This window comes from Paenibacillus wuxiensis (assembly GCF_040195695.1).
Lineage (GTDB): Bacteria > Bacillota > Bacilli > Paenibacillales > Paenibacillaceae > Paenibacillus_B > Paenibacillus_B suaedae.
Genome location: NZ_JBEFZI010000002.1, coordinates 476,754 through 496,503, shown reverse-complemented (window position 1 = coordinate 496,503; position 19,750 = coordinate 476,754). Strand labels below are relative to the sequence as shown.

The 19,750-nt window shown below is 46.2% G+C and carries 17 protein-coding genes; 15 read left to right on the top strand and 2 right to left on the bottom strand.

Translation table 11 applies throughout. From position 1 onward, the window contains the following. Positions 1-11: 11 nt before the first annotated feature. From ABN764_RS05500 to ABN764_RS05490, 3 genes are all read left to right on the top strand, one after another. On the top strand, positions 12-1,211 hold the full coding sequence (locus ABN764_RS05500; RefSeq protein ID WP_268625470.1) for an FAD/NAD(P)-binding oxidoreductase: 1,200 nt from the start codon (positions 12-14) through the stop codon (positions 1,209-1,211). An 82-nt stretch (positions 1,212-1,293) separates the two neighbouring features. After that, positions 1,294-2,748 carry an MBL fold metallo-hydrolase gene (locus ABN764_RS05495; protein WP_174811214.1) on the top strand — a complete coding sequence of 485 codons (1,455 nt, stop codon included), beginning with the start codon at positions 1,294-1,296 and terminating at the stop codon, positions 2,746-2,748. Positions 2,749-2,935: 187 nt separating this feature from the next. Then, a complete protein-coding gene (locus ABN764_RS05490; protein ID WP_174811353.1) occupies positions 2,936-3,583 on the top strand; it encodes an NAD(P)/FAD-dependent oxidoreductase in 648 nt (215 codons plus the stop codon). Between the two features lie 156 nt (positions 3,584-3,739). On the opposite strand, the gene ABN764_RS05485 is transcribed toward ABN764_RS05490, so the two are convergent. Continuing rightward, positions 3,740-4,741: a cation diffusion facilitator family transporter gene (locus ABN764_RS05485; RefSeq protein WP_446671203.1), complete on the bottom strand. Its 1,002-nt coding sequence runs from the start codon at positions 4,739-4,741 to the stop codon at positions 3,740-3,742. A gap of 258 nt (positions 4,742-4,999) precedes the next feature. Here ABN764_RS05485 and ABN764_RS05480 point away from each other — a divergent pair, with 258 nt between their 5' ends. The 5 genes from ABN764_RS05480 to ABN764_RS05460 all read left to right on the top strand — a co-directional run bounded on the left by ABN764_RS05480 (position 5,000) and on the right by ABN764_RS05460 (position 9,872). Further along, positions 5,000-6,061, top strand: a complete 1,062-nt coding sequence (locus ABN764_RS05480; protein ID WP_446671202.1) for a suppressor of fused domain protein — start codon at positions 5,000-5,002, stop codon at positions 6,059-6,061. Between the two features lie 42 nt (positions 6,062-6,103). After that, positions 6,104-7,405, top strand: a complete 1,302-nt coding sequence (locus tag ABN764_RS05475; RefSeq protein WP_446671201.1) for a WD40 repeat domain-containing protein — start codon at positions 6,104-6,106, stop codon at positions 7,403-7,405. Between the two features lie 201 nt (positions 7,406-7,606). Then, positions 7,607-8,185 (top strand): DNA-3-methyladenine glycosylase I, encoded by a 579-nt coding sequence (locus ABN764_RS05470; RefSeq protein ID WP_446671339.1) that lies wholly within the window; start codon positions 7,607-7,609, stop codon positions 8,183-8,185. A gap of 77 nt (positions 8,186-8,262) precedes the next feature. Then, a complete protein-coding gene (locus ABN764_RS05465) occupies positions 8,263-9,222 on the top strand; it encodes an AAA family ATPase (protein ID WP_446671200.1) in 960 nt (319 codons plus the stop codon). Positions 9,223-9,236: 14 nt separating this feature from the next. Beyond that, entirely contained in the window at positions 9,237-9,872 is a 636-nt protein-coding gene (locus tag ABN764_RS05460) for an RNA ligase family protein (protein ID WP_446671199.1), read from the top strand. Positions 9,873-10,037: 165 nt separating this feature from the next. Here the strand turns inward: ABN764_RS05460 and ABN764_RS05455 are convergent, their stop codons facing one another. Further along, positions 10,038-10,784, bottom strand: coding sequence for a MerR family transcriptional regulator (locus ABN764_RS05455; RefSeq protein WP_174810837.1), 747 nt, complete (start codon positions 10,782-10,784; stop codon positions 10,038-10,040). An 87-nt stretch (positions 10,785-10,871) separates the two neighbouring features. Between ABN764_RS05455 and mrtD the strand changes: the two genes are divergently transcribed. From mrtD to ABN764_RS05420, 7 genes are all read left to right on the top strand, one after another. Further along, positions 10,872-11,573 carry a CPBP family intramembrane glutamic endopeptidase MrtD gene (mrtD, locus tag ABN764_RS05450; protein WP_021255973.1) on the top strand — a complete coding sequence of 234 codons (702 nt, stop codon included), beginning with the start codon at positions 10,872-10,874 and terminating at the stop codon, positions 11,571-11,573. Between the two features lie 222 nt (positions 11,574-11,795). Further along, a complete protein-coding gene (locus ABN764_RS05445) occupies positions 11,796-12,581 on the top strand; it encodes an alpha/beta fold hydrolase (RefSeq protein WP_446671198.1) in 786 nt (261 codons plus the stop codon). Between the two features lie 331 nt (positions 12,582-12,912). Next, positions 12,913-13,410 carry a MarR family winged helix-turn-helix transcriptional regulator gene (locus ABN764_RS05440; protein WP_021262764.1) on the top strand — a complete coding sequence of 166 codons (498 nt, stop codon included), beginning with the start codon at positions 12,913-12,915 and terminating at the stop codon, positions 13,408-13,410. Then, positions 13,407-15,134: an ABC transporter ATP-binding protein gene (locus tag ABN764_RS05435; protein WP_446671197.1), complete on the top strand. Its 1,728-nt coding sequence runs from the start codon at positions 13,407-13,409 to the stop codon at positions 15,132-15,134. Before ABN764_RS05440 ends, ABN764_RS05435 begins: the two co-directional genes overlap by 4 nt. Continuing rightward, positions 15,131-17,005, top strand: coding sequence for an ABC transporter ATP-binding protein (locus ABN764_RS05430; RefSeq protein ID WP_174808981.1), 1,875 nt, complete (start codon positions 15,131-15,133; stop codon positions 17,003-17,005). Before ABN764_RS05435 ends, ABN764_RS05430 begins: the two co-directional genes overlap by 4 nt. A 246-nt stretch (positions 17,006-17,251) precedes the next feature. Next, positions 17,252-17,638: a BlaI/MecI/CopY family transcriptional regulator gene (locus ABN764_RS05425; protein WP_072729542.1), complete on the top strand. Its 387-nt coding sequence runs from the start codon at positions 17,252-17,254 to the stop codon at positions 17,636-17,638. After that, a complete protein-coding gene (locus ABN764_RS05420; protein WP_446671196.1) occupies positions 17,631-19,673 on the top strand; it encodes a M56 family metallopeptidase in 2,043 nt (680 codons plus the stop codon). Before ABN764_RS05425 ends, ABN764_RS05420 begins: the two co-directional genes overlap by 8 nt. The last annotated feature ends 77 nt before the right edge of the window (positions 19,674-19,750 follow it).

Below are 19,750 nucleotides of genomic sequence, written 5' to 3'. Positions count from 1 at the left end.
GAGGACATTGAATGCCAAAAAAGCTTCACTATACCATTGCCATTGTCGGGGCAGGCAGCGCCGGATTATCGGTCGCGGCCCGCTTGCTGCGCGAATCGAAAGCGCTTCACGGCTCAGTCGTGCTGCTTGATCCGCAAACCAGACATTATTATCAGCCCTTGTGGACGCTTGTCGGCGGAGGCGTCGTCAGCAAGGAGACGACCGAACGCAGCCAGCAATCGCTGATCCCGAAGGGAGCCGACTGGATTCAGGAGGCGGTTGAGGAATTCAATCCGGAGGTCAACCGATTCGTTACCAAGGCGGGCACCGTCATCCAGTACGAGATCCTCGTCGTAGCGGCGGGAATTCAGGTGGACTGGGAGCGGATCAAGGGACTGAAGGAGTGTATCGGACGGGATGGGGTGTGCAGCAACTATGATTATCGATACGTCGATAGCACGTGGAAGTCCATTCGCCAGTTCCGTGGCGGCAATGCGATCTTCACGCAGCCGAACTCGCCAATCAAATGCGGGGGAGCGCCTCAGAAAATTATGTATTTGGCCGATGATGCATTCCGGCAGGCAGGGATTAGAAATAAGACGAACATTATCTTCGCTTCGGGAAATGCGTCTATCTTTGCCGTTCCGAAATATGCTGCGGCACTTAATCGGGTGATCGAACGAAAAGACATTGCGACCAAATATCAGCTTGATCTGATCTCGATTGATTCGGTGAGGAAGGAAGCCGTGTTCGAGCACGTGGTTACGAAGGATCGGGAGACACTCCGATACGACATGATTCATGTCGTGCCGCCCATGTCGTCTCCCGACTTCATTCGAAATAGCCCGCTTGCAGGAGCCGCAGGATGGGCCGAAGTCGACAAACATACGCTGCAGCATGTCCGGTTCAAGAACGTGTTCGCGCTCGGAGATTGCAGCAATCTCCCGACTTCCAAGACGGGAGCAGCCATCCGCAAGCAGGCTCCCGTCGCAGTACAAAATATCGTCAGCTTGCTGGCTGGACAACCGCTTGCCGCACGTTATGACGGCTATACATCATGTCCGCTCGTTACCGGCTATAATCGGCTTATTCTGGCGGAGTTCGATTATGATCTGACCCCGCAGGAAACATTCCCGTTTGATCAGTCGAAGGAACGGTACAGCATGTATATGCTGAAAAAAAATCTGCTGCCTAAAATGTACTGGCACGGCATGCTGAAGGGCCGAATGTAAGAGAAGTCTACGAAAATTTCAGGGTGTGAAGTTAATCAAGTACCCGCGGTTGTTTTATTTAGAAAGGGGAGAGTATTGCCTAATGCTGCTGCGTTATTTTTATGATGACAAATTAGCTCATGCTTCCTATCTCGTCGGCTGCCAAGCTACGGGAGAAGCGATCGTAATCGATCCGGCTCGCGATGTAACTCCATATATCACAACAGCTAAATCCGAAGGCTTGAACATTATCGCTGCTGCCGAAACCCATATCCACGCTGATTTCGTGTCTGGAATGCGCGAATTCGGAGTGGAGCACGAAGCAACGCTTTACTTATCGGGCGAAGGCGGGCCGGATTGGATGTATTCGTATGTGAACGATGAGAGCGGGAACGAGGTCAATCATCACCTCGTGCAGGATGGAGACCGATTCCACATCGGCAATCTCGAATTCGAAGTGCTTCATACCCCTGGCCATACGCCTGAGAGCATTTCGTTCCTGCTAACGGATCGGGGCGGAGGGGCCGATTCTCCGATCGGCATTTTTACGGGCGACTTCGTGTTCGTCGGTGATGTGGGACGCCCTGATCTGCTGGAGAAGGCAGTAGGGCTGGCAGGCACGGCAGAGGAGGGAGCAAAGCAAATGTTCCGCTCCTTGCAGCGCTTCAAGGAGCTTCCCGAATACGTGCAGGTGTGGCCTGCCCATGGTGCGGGAAGCGCATGCGGCAAGGCGCTGGGCGCAGTTCCTTCATCGACGGTAGGCTATGAGAAGCGCTTCAATTGGGCCCTGTCCTTCACGAACGGAAATGAGTTCGTCAACTCATTACTGGCGGGGCAACCCGAACCGCCAACTTATTTTCCGAGAATGAAGCACGTGAATCGGGTAGGGCCTACATTACTTGGCCAGCTTTTTGTTCCAGAGCAGATCGAGGGGAGTGTGGAAGAAGTCGCGAGTTTCGTGCAAGCAGGAGCAATCGTCGTGGACACTCGCCCATGTGCTGCATTTGGAGCCGCGCATGTAAAGGGGACGATTAATGTGCCATACAATCGTTCCTTTACTTCATGGGCCGGATGGCTCCTGAATGACGAGCATCCGCTGTATGTGATGGGGGAAGAGGAACAATTGCCTCACATTGCCCGAGATTTGCGATCCATTGGCATCGATCGAATTGAAGGTCTGATCGAAGCAACGAAGATGTGGGTGGATAGCGCCCTCCGTTCATCTTCCAAAGAATTGCTGGAATCTTATCCTGACGTTACTCCTGCGAGTATCGCAGACCAGGTAGTTGGCGGCGAGATCGCAGTTGTGGATGTGCGCTCAAGTGCAGAATGGGAGGAAGGCCACATTCAACATGCCAAACATATACTGCTTGGCAAGCTTCCGGAACGCGTTCGGGAGGTTCCGACTGAAATGCCCGTTCTCGTCCAATGCCGAACCGGAATGCGTTCCGCCATTGCAGTCAGCATTCTTCAGGCGCATGGCGTTACGAATGTCTTCAACCTGCAGGGAGGCATTATCAGGTGGCAAGAAGAGGGGTTGCCTATTGTAACGCGATAGATGGCAAGATCTTGGCCTATGCATTTCAGAGAATACCCTAAGATAACGAGTAAAAAGCGGGCAAATCATGCTCGCTTTTTTTATTGGCTGTACAGGCAATCACCCATTGACTATATACTATAGGGGGGTATACTATATGGGTAACAGAATACGAACATACGCCCTAAGTATATAGAGGAGGGATCGGATGTCACATCTCGCGAAGTTTGCAGTAACTCCGGGTTTTGAGGAAGGAGGAAGTCTTTTTACGCCTAAACAGTTGTCACTGCTTGGTTCTATCGTAGGCAATCAGGCAAAGATCGAGCTGACTACCTTCAAGCAGCTGTATGTCGAAATGGAAGAAGAACGAATGGATGAGGTACAGCAGCGGTTGAAGGAAGTAGGGTTAGAGATCTATCCAGCGGGCTTCTACACCAAGAGCTTGATTACATGTAATTTCTGCAGAGGAGCAGAAGATACGAATATGGAGCTTGCCAAGCAGCTGAATGAAGCGATAGCTGGAATCGAGGTTCCGTACCCGCTCAGGATAGGCTACTCTGGATGTGCACTCGGAACAGGAGAACCGTTGCTGAAGGATATTGGGATTGTGAAAATGAAGGATGTATTCGATATATACATTGGCGGAGAACCGAAAACAATCAAGCCAACCCTCGGACAATTGGCGATTTCCGGAGTGACAGCGGAGCAGTTAATCCGTTGCGTCACCCGAATGATCGATTTCTTTCAAGCGAATGGTAAGAAGAAGGAGAAATACGCTAAGTTTATTCAACGCGTGTCGATCGAAAAGATTATCGAAGAAGCTGTGCGTACCGAAAGTGAAGCTGAATCAAGTTAACCTTGCACGCTAGGGAAGAGCTGCATGTATATGATATCGTTTCTCGTTCTGATAACCTCTTATTTATAGTTGAATGATGCTCGATACACACTTGTGTATAAAAAAGAGCGGCAGGATCAAGAATCTTCTTGATCCGTGCCGCTCTTGTATTATGGATTATGAGAATTCGTTCAACGCTTCAGGCGTCCAATCCGTAACTCCGTTATCCTCTAAGACGCCCAATATGACATCTGTAATATCTGGATCCGCCATCAGCTTGTCTTGAACGCGGAAAATAATATCATCAGCGTCGGCTAAGGTTAAGCCCTTGCGCAGTTCGATCATCGCATCGACGTGATAATAGCGCCCTTCCTGCGTAATTCGCAAATCATTAATATCCGTAACATCTGTGTCAGCAAGAATAAGGAATGCTACCTTCTCCGCAACATCGCGAGGAGCTGCTACCCCGATAAGTCCAACCATATTGTCATACCCGACACGAAAAGCAACGCCAATCATTAATATCCCGATTAGAAGCGTCGCAATTCCATCCAAAGCCTTAAATGCTGTCAAGGAAGTGACGACAACTGCGCTCATGGCCAATAAGGCACCCGTAACAGCAACCAGGTCTTCATAGAATACCAAGCGAGTGGGCGGTGCAGAACGACTAACATGCTTAAATGAAGCGGGGATAAATGCAATACCTTTTGTTTCAACTCTTGCTTCCTTCGTAATTTCCTTCATCGCTTTGAGCAAAATAGCTCCATCAACAACTAAATTGAATACTAATGCCGCGATATTTATCCAGAACGCCCCACTGCTTGCTTGTACGGGGTGCTGAAGTAAATGCAGGCCCTCACGTATCGTCTCGTAGGCCATAATCGTTACAACGATAACAGCCACCATACAAAAGAGGTTAATGACTCGACCGAATCCAGTAGGGAATTGGCGAGTGGGCTTCTTCTCCGCAAGTATACTGCCGACGAATACAAAGCCCTGATTTACGCTGTCCGCCAGAGAATGCATGGAAGATGCGAACATCGCTCCACTGCCGCTCATTGCAGCACCTGCGCCTTTTGCAGCTGCAATAATGGCATTGCCTATCATTGCAATTGCAGAGGACTTATTTCCTTTCTTAATTAGCTGTAATACCGTTTCTCGTTCCGATTCGGGCTCCATTGCTTCCTCCTAAATGATGAATAAGATAACTGAAATTGTTGCCTAAGCTTACTAATTTTATTACAAAAGGCTTAATGCATTCAATTATTAATACGATTAAATCAAAAATAGTTTCAAGATTTCATTTTTGCTTCTATCATTGATATAATTACCAAGATAGGAGATTGATAGTATTACAGCAACAGAGTGTGTCCGCTGTAAGCTGTTTGTTCGTATTACCAATTTACATAGATTGAGCCTTTGGGGAGGGAACGGTACATGAACCAAGAAGCAAGCACCGCCGGATGGGATGCGATTGATCAAGCAGTCACAGCAATTTATGGCGAGCAGGAGCCTAAGCATTACGGCACGATCATTTCATATGCTTTGGGTGGACATGACCCCTTGGATGGATTAAGTGCATACAAGGCGGATTTTCCATATCCGCATTGGCATTTTGTAACCTATGGTTTTTCAGAACTTTATGATAAAGAATTAGACGATGAAGAATGTAGCGGATACGGGTTTGAACTTACATTCAGACTGGTTAGGCAGGCTGAGGATGAGGAACCTCCCGCATGGGCGCTTAACCTGCTGCAAAATATGGGGAGATACGTATTCAACTCGGGCAATGTATTTCGATCGGGAGATTATCTGGATGCGAACGGGCCGATATGCTTGGATGCAGATACCCAATTAACAGCGCTCGCCTTCGCTGAAGATCCCGTTTTGCGTGCAATCGATACACCGAATGGCAAGGTAGAGTTCATTCAGATGGTAGGGATTACGAATGATGAGCTTGAAGCGATGCAAACTTGGAATACATTAGGCCTTTTGAATGCCTCCCAAATGCACCTGCCTTATTACATTACCGATCTGGAGCGGGAGTCGCTTCTTCGCATGCCAGAAGTGGCCGAAGCTGCTGAGCGAGGAATGCAGAATGACGGTTCAAACACCGGAATCTTATTCGTTCAGCAATTAGGATGGGAATCTGGCAAGAATGGATGGTTAGGCAAAAAGCCGGCTAAACTCATCATCGGTGCAAAGCAGGCAGATTTAATTGGGAAGCTGCTGCAGGGGCGGATCTTGAAGCGCAAAGAACTTACACTGGTTGGGCCAGAGGTTACAATCGTGATAAAAGCGGGCGATCATACCTCCCACGAAACGACGGAAAATGCGATTCAGTTGTTCGTAGATGATCGTACGGTTGCTGAACTAAGCACGAAGCTGGAGCCGAAGGCGGGCATGATCGAACTTGCGTCTACACAGAGCATCGTCTTTCAGATTGAGATAACAGAAATTAAGGATCAAGAAGGCAATGTCGTCGAGGTTATTGGATAAGGCAGACACGAGAGACACGAATGGGTACGAGGAGGAGTTGTCATGAGCTGGCTAAGAGAAGAAATTGCGATGAAGTGGCGCACAGAAGGAAAGCGATATGCCTCGGAAATTAATGAATATGTGCGCGTCGGGATGGAAAGCAACTGGGAACAGGCACAACAAGAGCCTGGGGATGATCAGCGTTCGGGCATGGCCGCAGACATCGTTGACATGATACGGGCTGCCAATCAAGCAGGGGACACCGAACGGCTGCGTCAGGAGATTCCGCCAGCATCCTGGCCAATTACACCCGGTTATGAGGAGAAGCAGCAAGCTATTAAACCAATTGTCTGCTTGAATGATGGAACTGTTCTTGTTCGTACTTATGGCGGCAGCATCTATCTCATTCAGCAAGATCAAATTACAGAGCTACCTGACTTCTATCATATTGGATGCTCCTCGGACGGAAACTATTTCGCGCTTAGTAATGAACAAGGAATACGTATAATACGAGGAATCGTTACAAGCTTGGGGGAGGGCGAAGAGATTGCCGCTTGGTCCTGGCAAGTTATACAGCAACGTATTAAGGCAATCTTGAATGATTGTGAATCACTTGCCGATTCAGAACATCCGGCTAGCCATATTGAGGAGGCTATCCCATTCGACAATGGCTCACGTCTTCTTCTCGTAACCGATTGCGGCATCTATTTGCTTAGCAAAGACCAAGTCGAGCTGCTTCATCCTGAACTGACGGAGATGCAGCAATATGATTACGAGGATACTCACATTGATATGGTGCACGGTGCTGTGTCTCCGGATGGATGCTGGCTTACGTATGGCAGCCAGTGCAGTGAACATCTATTGCGAGATGCGGCGAGTGGGAAGGTGTATACGTTCGAGCCGCAATCCAGTTATCCGCATTATGCGCTGTTCGCCAAGGACAGTAGCGAAGTGTGGTATAATGCATGCCATTTCTATAATGGGGCAACGATTCAAATCCCGCTTGCAGACTTGGAGCAGCTTGAAGCTGGGGCAGAACGAGAGTGGCCGCTCATGAATGATGAGATGCGTGTATACGCCGCTGCTGCATTGACAGATGGTCATATATTGGGTGATGCCTATGGATATTTGCGCAAAATAGACAGTGAAGGTAATGAGATATGGCGATATTTTGTCGGCAGCACCTTATCCGGTATTGTCGCATCTCCAGATGAATCACGATTAGCGGTAGGCACATATGGAGGAATGCTCCATCTCATTGACTTACAGAGCGGTGTCAAGAGTGAGTACAGCATCGGTACTGCGAATATCATAGAGATTGACCGCTGGATTCTATGGCGAGATGAAGAACCGCTCCGCTGGTAGCTGAAGTAAGGTAGAAGTACGGCTGTATGGCATATAACGCTCTACTGATCGAACCTGCTAACCAGATATGAATATAATATTGATGATCTGCGCAGAGTGAGTTTCTGAGTTTGTAAGTTGTCAGCACACACCATAAAATCATGATGTAAAATCTCTAACTTGAAGAAAGATTTATTGAAGAAGAAGGACTGGTCTACAACGATGTGTAAACGATGCGCTTGGGTAAAAGAAAATGAGCCTTTATATGTGGACTACCATGACAATGAGTGGGGAGTTCCCGTATACGACGATCGAAAGTTATTTGAAATGCTGTGCTTGGAAGGTGCGCAGGCGGGGCTCAGTTGGTGGACAATCTTGCAGAAGAGAGAACATTACCGTGAAGCCTTCGATCAATTCGAGGCAGAGAAAATCGTGAAGTACACGGAAGAGAAGCTGGAATCCTTGCTCGATGATGCAGGGATCGTTCGCAACAAATTAAAAATTCACAGTGTCGTTAAAAACGCACACTCTTTTTTGCGGCTCCAGAAAGAGCACGGCTCTTTCTCCACGTACATATGGAGCTTCGTCGATAACCAACCCATTGTAAACCATTGGGCGACCATCAAGGAAGTTCCCGTTACAACCGATATTAGTGATCGAATGAGCAAGCAGCTTAAGAAAGACGGGTTCTCATTCGTAGGCAGCACGATTTGCTATTCCTTCATGCAGGCGGTTGGCATGGTGAATGATCATACGCTGGACTGCCTCTGCCATACGTCACATCAAACAATTCGATCTTAGTTTTTGGATAGATGTCTGTTTATGTATGAATAGAGGTTTCGATTATGAAAAGAGATTTGAAAGGAGGTGAGAAATCGATGAGTTCCATTCACATGCTGGCCGGCATACCGGGTAGCGGGAAGAGCCATTACGCGAAGGAGTTGTGCAAGCAGCATAGGGCTGTTCATGTAGCAACCGACTCCATACGTCAGAAGCTGTTCGGAGATGAGGCGAAGCAAAAGAATACGTATGTCGTATTTGATGAAGCTTTCTCTCAAATTGAGCAAGCATTGGCTTCTGGGCGCAATGTAGTATTTGACGCAACCAATGTCAGCCGAGAACGAAGATTGAAGTTCTTGAAGCGGTTCAGGGAGGTCCCGGTGGAATGTCATGTGTGCAGCACGCCCTATGATATCGCCATGCAGCGGGCCCAATCTAGGAAGCGTAGGATCGACGAGAGTGTAATGTCCAAGTTTGCTAAGCACTTTGAGTTTCCGGTCCTTGGTGAAGGCTTTCAACAACTTCATATCGTGCATGCTCCAGCTGATGCTATGCTTTCGCGCTCGGAGCTGGAAGAGCTGCTTGCGGATAATCCGGATCACGACGAATTGTTCAACTATTTGTCCAGTTCTCCGCATTTTCGGGTAATGGTAGGATATGATCAACAGAATCCGCATCATTCGAGAACGTTGTCCGAGCATACCTATGCGGTGCTGGAATATGTACGTGCGTTCTACGAAGGAGATAACATGCTGGCAATGCAGTTCGCTGCACTGTTTCATGATGCAGGCAAGCCATTCTGCAAGGTGTGGAAGGAAAGCCGGGGATATTACTCCTATTATGGTCATGAACATGTATCCGCAGCGATCGCCTGCCATGTCCTGAAGCAAATGGGGTACGACGAGGAATTTGTCCTTCAGGTTGTCAATCTAGTCAGCTTCCATATGGAGATCCTGCACGGCGGGGATGCTGGAGCATCTCATATTTATCATTTGTTAGGCGATGAGATGCTGGCTCAATTGTATTTTTTTGCGGAAGCCGACACTTTCGCGAAATAAGGAGGTGAAACGACATGAAAATCAAATATCCGAAAACGATGCACCTTCCCTGGTCCAGAAGCTATACGAATGACGATAAAATCTTGCGGAATACGGATCATTTCATCGGCCGCGAGGTTGTTGTTACAGAAAAAATGGACGGGGAGAATACAACGATGTATAACAATGGCATCCACGCTCGTTCCCTGGACAGCAAGGATCATCCTTCTCGGCACATCGTCAAAATGCAGCATGGCGGCATTCAATACATGATCCCTGAAGGCTATCGATTATGCGGTGAAAACGTATATGCGAAGCATTCGCTATCTTATACGGACTTGCCGAGTTATTTCATGCTGTTCTCGGTATGGAATGATCAGAACATATGCCTATCTTGGGATGATACCCTCGAATGGGCTGAACAGCTTCAGCTTACTGTTGTTCCGGTGCTGTATCGGGGAATATGGGATGAGGAAGCTGTCAGGAAGTGCTATACGATGCAATCCCGCTGCGGTGGTGAACAGGAGGGCTATGTTGTTCGTCTCGCGTCTGCATTTCATTATGATGCATTCAAGGACAGCGCAGCTAAGTTTGTCCGCCGCAATCATGTACAAACCGATGAACATTGGTTAAGTAAGCCGATCGAACCAAATGGTCTTGTGAGACGATAATCGAATTTGCGCTTATTTACAATACTAGATTATAAGAAAGGAATGGGTATCATGTAATTCATAATAGAAGTACCCATCAATAGAGGATATATCCTAACAACAAAACTAAAAAACCAGCTTCCTCCATAAGCGGCAAGCAAGCTGGTCTGCTATCGAATACCGTATTTATTTTACCCCTGCTTTTTCTTGCTCCAAGGCATAGGTCGTGCTTCTTTCTAAGAACTCCAATACCTCATCTGATATCGGAAATAACCCCGTCTCACTGGCAGGACGTTTTCTTACTTCCCAGAACTTCTCGATTAACTCCTCATCACCCTCAAATGTGATCATCGACAGCTCATTCAGCTCAATTGCAATTTTGCAGCCTTCAACCGATTCTGGCGGGATAGACTGCTGGATACACCATTCAATCCGCCGCAGTAAGGACACATACTGTTGAGTGATTGGGTCGCTATTGCCTAGATTCGGAAGAGTCTGGCGCAAAAACTCGCTTTCTTCTTCTCCGAAGTAATCCATCCACTGCTTCGAATTCTCCGGTGCGTTCTGCACAAGACTCGATACCTTCTCCCAAGAGAGATTTCCCTCTATATCAATCATATGTATGAGTGTAGCTGTATTGGAAATACTCGTCTGCAGCGATGTTAACTGCTCCTGAAGCTGATTATAATGGGCAGTTAGGATGTGGCGGTAAGACAGCTTGTCTATCAATTGCTGAATATCCTCCAGTGGGAGCGACAATGACTTCATGAGCGTGATCTTCTCAAGTGTAAATAAATCTGCTTCCGAATAATAGCGTCGACCGTTGTCTTCCTTATGACTCGGCGTAAGCAGGCCAATCTGATCATAATAACGCAATGTTCGTACGGATACATTTCTCATCTTCGATACTTGTCCTGTTGTCCAGCGATTCATGTCAGTCCTCCTGAAAAAAGTGCTTGCAGGTTACGTAACGTCACCTAATATAGTTGGATTATAACATAGAGGATTGAGGGATGAAGATTGAAGACAACCGAGATGTGGAAGAAAAGTGATCCTTGGACTTGGCGCCAAATGCTGGCCTTGCTGGCACTGGAATTCGTATTTGTGATTTGTGTGATTAAATATCCACTGCAGCAATTGTACGCTGATTGGATGCAGAACACACTATATGCAGGCACGATGACGGGACTTACGATAGCCATAACGCTAATGCTGGGCATATATTTCGTTGCTTTACGGCCACAGAAATTGAGCTGGGCAGAAGTTGGAGTAAAGTCATTTTCGGCTAAAGATTGGTGGAGAATTATACTCTGGATCCTTGCACTTATTATACTCAGCTTGGCAACCGTTTATCTTACCAGCTTTCTTGGGACTACGGTGGAGAATAGTAAAACAGAGAGCCTAAAACAGCATGTTACGTTATTTACTTTGCTGCTTGGTGTCATATCGGCAGGGATCATTTCGCCAGTATATGAAGAAATCTTCTATCGCGGCTTCATCTATCGCTGGCTGCGGACACGTGTTGGAATGGGAGGAGCAATCCTTCTAAGCGCGCTGATCTTTACTGCAGCGCACTACCCGACGACAAATGCGATGCCCGTTAATTTTGTTGGCGGAGTCATATTCGCATGGGCGTATGAACGAACGGGTTCCGTATGGCCTGGAATCCTTGTCCATGGCATAACGAATACGATTGGTGTTCTATTAACGGTGGCAGGCTGATGCTGATTTATTGTTATCATCATTTTTTCAAGGACAAAGACAACTGTGTCTAATCACGCAGTTGTCTTTTTATATGGAAGGAAATGTATTGATCATCTAACTCTGTCGTACTATTCTATACTTACTTATGAAAATGAGCGAGTTTCAACACCATGTATCATTCAACCGGGAAATAGGGGAGAATCTCACCTTATAAAAAATAAAAAGAGGAGATGGAGCAATATGCCGCATATTACTTGCAATAATATGGACATGTTTGTCGAGCAGCTAGGCGTTGGATTTCCCGTTATTTTTCTGCATAGCGGATTTTCAAGAGGGATTCTCGCATTTGCCAGCCAGATTCTTGATTTTCAAAATAAATATGCTTGTTATTTCCCCGACTTCCGTGGGCATGGCAGAACAAGAAGTGGCAGCTTGGAATGGAGTACGCCGCAGCATGCTGATGACATCATTGCACTCATGAATCGATTAGGGATTCAACAGGCGCATCTAATCGGCTACGGCATGGGAGGAGGGGTCGGCTTGTATTGTGCGATTCACCATCCTGATCGTGTAACTTCGTTAACTTCAATTGGTCAGAGCGGGTATGTTGCTTCGTATGGATCTGAGGAATTTGAACCGGAGTGGCTGCTTGAGAATGATGGCCATGCATTTATCCGGTTAATGGAAGATAGACATAGAGAAGCACATAAGGGTAACTGGCAGGAATTTTTGCGCCAAAAGCTTAAAGATTGGCGAAAGTATCCACAGCTAAGTGAAGAACAATTCAGAGGCATAAGTTGTCCTACCTTGTTCATTGCTGGTCAGCATGATCCTTATGCACCAGAAGGAGATGTATTGAAAGTGACTTCTCTTATTCCCAATTCACGATACCTCATTATAGAGGGAGCAAGTCATCGCCCCCATATGATTCGTGAACAACCTATCTTGGTTAACGATACTATTTTGGCGTTCTTGGAAGAGGTAGAACGTGCGAATGAACAAGCAAGTGCAGTATGCCACACATAGCCATGTAAGCTGAGAAAGTGGGCATATGTGAGCCTGTTATCTTTCCATACAGATGATTATTCTGACGAACCTCGTCCATCTTTGGGCGGGGTTTTTCTATACTTCCTAACAATGACTACCGATTCTAAGAAGGGGGGAATGGAGTTAATCGTGCTTTACCTGTTAACAGAATGATTGAGAACATGGGAGGATCTGAATTTGACATCAACTATTTTAGAGGTATATAATTCAGTAGTAAAATAATAGGTAACCTAATTATTTGATTATCTAATAGTTAGCTAACCTAATATAGAGATGAAACGTGTTCTAGAATCTATGAGGTGATGCGGAAATGTTCGATCCAGATACAACGGCGTATAAGCTCGTCCAATCGTTCATGCGATTCAATCGGGCCGAGTGGAATCAACGGATGTCAGCAGGCAAGAAACGCAGTGAGATGATGATGCTGTTCTGCATCAAGCGCCATGCGCAAGAGGGAGAGCCGGCTATGCGGGTATCCGACATCAGCAACCATCTGAGGCTCACTTCTCCGACGGTTACTCAGACCTTGAATGTGTTGGAGAAGAAGGGACTTGTGGAGAGGTTTATGGATAAGGAAGACAGGCGTGCCGTTCGAGTACAATTGACCGAAGAGGGATTGAAGACAACAGAAGAAGGTCAGAAACAATTCGAGGAACAGATTAACGGGCTGATTCAGCATCTAGGTGAGGAGGATAGCCTTCATCTCGCGGATTTGTTAAAGAAAGTATACGAATACTATGACATCCGCAGCCAACAACGAGAAAAAGAAAAGACACATGATGATGGAGATGGAGTTGAGGAAGCATGATGAAGTTGTTTCGGTATTTGAAACCATACCGAGTGCCGATAGGCGTCATATTAGCGCTTGTCTTTGTACAATCGCTGTCGGAGCTGTATTTGCCGACGCTTATGTCTGATATTGTAAACTTCGGGATTTCAAAAGGAGATGTCCCGTACATTTGGAAAATTGGCAGTCTCATGCTAGTGGTAGCAATCGGAGGAACAATCTGTGCGATTGTGAGCAGTTATTTGTCAGCCAAGGTTGCAATGGGGTATGGAAAATTAATGCGCGGCAAGGTATTTAACCACGTTCAGCATTTTTCCCTGCAGGAGTTCGACAACATTGGTACTGCTTCGCTTATTACGCGTACGACCAATGACATTACACAAGTACAACAGGTGCTTGTCATGATTCTTCGCATGATGATCAGCGCTCCGATGATGTGTATCGGCGGGATTATTATGGCCGTTAATAAAGATGCCAAGCTAACGTTAGTGCTAGCCGTTGTTATCCCAATCTTGGCACTTGCAATCTTTCTCGTAGCTAGTAAAGGGATTCCCCTGTTCAAGGCACAGCAGAAAAAGCTCGATAGGCTGAATCAAGTGCTTCGTGAAAGCTTAATTGGTATTCGGGTAATTCGTTCCTTCAATCGCACCGAGCATGAGAAGGATCGTTTCAACGAAGCCAATACAGACCTAACGCAGACAGCGGTAAAGGTAAACCGCATTATGGCATCGCTAATGCCAGTCATTATGCTTGCCTTTAACTTCTCGACACTTGCGATTATTTGGTTCGGAACGGATCGAATCAATGCCGGCAGCATGCAGGTTGGCGATCTGATGGCATTTATTCAATATGCGGCTCAGATTATGTTCTCACTTGTTATGGTATCGATCATTTTCGTTATGATACCGCGCGCCTCCGCATCTGCCACACGAATTAACGAGGTGCTTGACATGGAACCAGTCATTCGTGATCAGGATCATGTAAAGAAAGCGGAAGGACTTCGCGGATACATTGAGTTCGATCGCGTGACGTTCAGCTATCCGGGTGCAGAGAATCCAGCATTGTCCAATATCTCATTTAGCGCCCGCCCTGGAGAGACGACTGCCATTATTGGCGGTACAGGTTCCGGTAAATCTACGATGCTGAATCTCATTCCGCGATTCTATGACATTGACAGTGGGCGCATCCTGATTGATGGTGTAGATGCGAGAGAGTTATCTCAGGAGGGCTTGCGGGAGAAGATTGGGTACGTGCCGCAGAAGGCCGTACTATTCTCAGGCACAATTGCAGATAATATTCGCTATGGCAAGCAGGATGCGACAGATGAGGAATTGCAGCATGCAGCAGTAGTTGCGCAAGCTGCTGATTTCATTGCAGCTATGCCAGAAGGATACGATTCAGCTATTTCCCAAGGGGGAACGAACGTATCAGGCGGACAGAAGCAGCGCTTATCCATTGCGCGGGCACTAGTGCGCAAGCCTGAGATTTATCTCTTTGATGACAGCTTCTCCGCTCTAGACTTCAAAACAGATGCCAAGCTGCGGACAGCATTAAGAGGAGAAACAACTAACGCAACTGTAATTATCGTCGCACAACGTGTAAGTACGGTGAAGGACGCTGATCAGATTATTGTGCTGGAGGAAGGACGAATCGCAGATATTGGCACGCATCAAGAACTGCTGAAATCTAGTGAAGTGTATCGTGAGATTGTATCCTCGCAGCTGTCGGAGGAGGAGATCGCATGAGTGAAAAAAATAAAGCAGCGAATTCCGGCCGTAAGCATGGCGGCGGTGGACCGATGGGGCCAGGGATGATGATGCCGGGCGAGAAGGCCAAGGACTTCAAGGGTACCCTACGCAGACTTCTCGGTTATTTGAAACCGAGCCGAACCAAGCTATTCATCATCTTTTTGATGGCTATACTCAGTACCATATTTTCAATCGTCAGTCCGAAAATTATGGGGAAGGCAACAACCAAACTGTTTGAATTTACAATGGCGAAGTTCAACGGACTCCCAGCTGTCATGGACTTTGACTTTATTAATAATATCCTAATGCTGCTTGTTGGCTTGTACCTGTTCAGTGCGTTTTTCAGTTATATCCAACAATACTTGATGGCAGGTGTAGCGCAAAAAATTGTGTATGACATGCGTCAGCAGGTCAATGATAAGCTGAATCGTCTACCGCTCAAGTACTTTGACGGGCGCACGCATGGCGAGATTCTAAGCAGAGTTACGAACGATGTAGATAACATAAGTACAACGCTGCAACAAAGCTTAACGCAGTTAATTACGTCCATCATCACGATCATTGGAGTCATCGTGATGATGTTGACCATCAGCCCGCTATTAACCCTCATCTGTATGCTGACATTGCCGCTCAGTGCGATCGTCATTAAGATGGTGGCTTCTCGGTCGCAGAAACACTTTATGGGACAGCAAAAGTCACTTGGTGAGCTAAACGGGCATGTGGAAGAAATGTATACGGGGCATAATATTGTCAAAGCGTTCGGCCATGAGGAAAAATCACTCGAAGAATTTAATGAGGTTAATGAACGCTTGTATGAATCGGGTTGGAAGGCACAATTTATTTCCGGCATGATTATGCCGCTTATGAACTTCATCGGCAATATTGGATATGTGCTGATTTGTGTAGTTGGCGGATTGCTCGTGACGAAGAAATCGATCGAGATCGGTGATATTCAAGCATTCATTCAATACGCTCGGCAATTCACACAGCCAATTGCTCAAACAGCCAACATTGCAAACGTCATTCAATCGACGATTGCCTCTGCAGAGCGGGTATTCGAAGTACTCGATGAGGTAGAAGAGGTTCCAGAAGCAGCGAAGCCGGTTGAGATCGCACATCCAGTCGGCCAAGTGGACTTCGAGCATGTGCAATTCGGCTATAAGGAAGATGAACTGCTCATTACAGACATGAATATCCATGTAAATCCAGGACAAATGATTGCGATTGTAGGTCCTACTGGAGCAGGGAAGACGACGCTCATTAACCTGCTGATGCGCTTCTATGAAATTAATGGCGGTGCCATTAAAATCGATGGCGTGGATATAACCGACATGGAACGCAGCAGTCTGCGGTCGATGTTCGGTATGGTGCTTCAAGATACATGGCTCTTCAATGGTACCATTCGTGAAAATATCGCGTATGGCCGAGAAGGAGCGTCGGAAGCGGAGATTGTACGCGCAGCGAAGGCTGCGCACGCCGATCATTTTATCCGTACGCTACCGAAGGGATATGATACGGTTCTGAATGAAGAAGCCTCCAACATTTCACAAGGTCAGAAGCAGCTCCTTACGATCGCACGCGCGATTCTTGCGAATCCATCCATTCTTATCTTGGATGAAGCAACGAGCAGTGTCGATACACGCACTGAGGTTCATATCCAGCGCGCAATGAACGAATTAATGAAGGGAAGAACGAGCTTCGTTATCGCTCATCGTTTGTCGACAATACGTAACGCTGACCTGATTCTTGTAATGAACAAAGGTACTGTAATTGAGCAAGGAACCCATGATGAGTTGCTCGAACAAAAAGGCTTCTACGCGGATCTATATAATAGTCAATTCGAAGAATCAACACCAGAAGCAATTTAATTTCTATAGCCTGAGTATGTCAGTCCACGATGGATCAGCATACTCGGGCTTTTTATTTGCAAATGAAACCCGAATTTAAGTTTACATAATAAATATTACGTTACTTCATTTGATTACAAGATCTCTATTTTTGAGTAAATTACGCGTTACAGAAACGAATAAAATTTGACAATTTCCGATTACGAGTGTAATCTATACCTCGGGATGTTAATTACATATGTAATCAATAGAAAGAAGGTTGAAGATATGACAGAAATTCCGCGAATCTCGGATGCTGAATGGGAAGTCATGAAGGTATTCTGGGGGACAAACCATAAGCTGTCAGCGAACGATGTAATCGAGAAGCTAAGTGAGAATAGCGACTGGAAGCCAGCTACGATTAAATCGTTAATTAATCGATTGCTCAACAAAAATGCGCTCGGCTATGAACAGGAAGGGAAAACCTATCTATATTATCCTGTAGTCAGTGAAGAAGAGTGCGTCAGGGCAGAGAGCAATTCCTTCTTGCAGCGTCTATATGGAGGCGCCTTGAAGCCAATGTTTGTTAATTTCCTGAAGCAAGAGAAGCTATCCACAGAAGAAGTAGAGGAGCTGAAGAAAATACTCGACGAGGGGCAGCGTAGAGATGAATAACTTATTAACATGGTTAACTATAATTTTTGATTGGGTTGCAAAGACTTCCTTAATGGCATCAATCATTGTTGTCCTTATCTTGCTTGTGAGGGCCGCATTGAAGGATCGTCTCCCGATCAAATGGCAGTACATGCTCTGGTTCGTTCTGCTTGCCAGGATGCTGCTGCCTTGGGTACCTGAAAGCTCGTTCAGCTTATATAATCTATTTTCATTTACAGATAAACCAATTGCGCTTCCTATCTCGTCAATGGATGATGATATGAACAGATTATCGGCGGAACATGCATCAGGAACAAACGAAACCAGCCATATTCTGGACAATAGCATGTCTGGTGCTGAGCGGTCAGATGTCACGAATAACGATAGTCCTACATTCATTCACTCCGCATTGTCACTTAGCTGGTTACTTGGCGTATTGACAATGACAGCCTATGTGCTTGTATCGAACCGCAAATTTTCACGCGGGATGATGAGAGAATCCTATGTCGTATCCGATGAAGCCAGCTTGCGTGTACTTCAGCAATGTCGCGAGGATTTGAAGATAAAGAGAACACTGCCGCTGCTGATATCGAATGGAGTGAGCAGTCCTACACTGTATGGGGTATTACGACCGAAGATATTGCTGCCCGGCAAGTATTTTGCACAGTTTCGCAATGAAGAACTAAGACATATTCTGCTTCATGAATTTGTTCATTACATACGCAAGGATATTGTGACAAACTGGTTATTCACCATCCTGCTTATCCTGAACTGGTTCAATCCGATTCTATGGTACGCATCCAGGAAAATGAGGGAAGACCAGGAGCTGTCTTGTGACAATCGCGTCATTTCTTGTTTGGAAGAAGATGAGGTCAAACAGTATGGATACACCATTGTCAAGCTGGTGGAAGCGAATATGACAACCGGCTTTCGTTCTGTCAGTGCGACAAGCTTCTCAACCGACAAATCCCTCATTAAAAGGAGAATTAACATGATTGCTTTGTTCAAACGAGGTTCGTATAAATGGACCATTTTCGGGATCGCGATCATTTCCATTTTTGCCTGCATTGCCCTAACGAACGCGGCAGCGGATAAACCAGAGCCGAAGAAATCCGAAATCCTTGAGCTGTATGCAAAGGAGCCATTATTTAATCAGGTTAATGAACAGATCCGCAATACGGTTAAGCAAACGGTTAGTGATGTCATGCAGCAGTTGGGCAAGCCGCTTCCGCTCCAAGAGATCATGCCCACAGAAGACACGAAGGATTTGTTCCTTGCATTCAAAAGCTCTCCAAATGACGGCCCCGGTCAGCGTTACATATGGGTAAACGCTGACACCGGCAAGCTATCGAGAGTACAACTAGGGTTGGATCTGACGCCAGAAGCAGCCGGCTCTGAATTGTTGAAGAAGGCTGCACAAGCGCTGCAAGATAGTGGATACAAAGGGAATCCATATTTTAAAATCAGTCGTTCCATTTTCAATGATCCTTACACGAATGAATATACGGTTCAAACGAAATTGATAGATAATCAGAACGATCATCGAGTTGAAGTACTCTTTTTGAATGACACAATCACTACGTCCTATGATGTAGGTCCTGACCAAATTTCGGATGATGAAAATAAAAAAGGTCAATACATGCTTGCTGTACTGCGCGGAAAAAAGGCTGATCAGCTTACCGCTGCATCCAAACTTTTCTCTGACAGCTACAATACCGTGTATTTGTCTTATGGTTCTGACGGCGGTGTCAGCTTCGATCCGAAAACCTATAAGATTCGTCAAATTTATGATTCTTCATTATCTACCTATTCGAGCAATCCTAAAACAAGCGCGAGCCAAAAGCAGAAAAAGCTTGAAATCACGGATGAGCAATTACAAACAGCTGCTTTCCCTCTTGTTGCTGAATTGCTCGGATATAATCTACATGAATATGAAATGCAGAGAAATCCAAAGGCTCCCGGCAGTGCTCAATTTGTTAAAGATGGAGAGCGTATATTTGCGATAGAGTTTAACGAGAATGGTGATATATGGATGATCAACGACTACACGAATTAAAGCAGACATTCATATCCAAATAACGACGACCTCAGACATAGTCATGCATAACAAGTATTATATAAATCCATGACAGG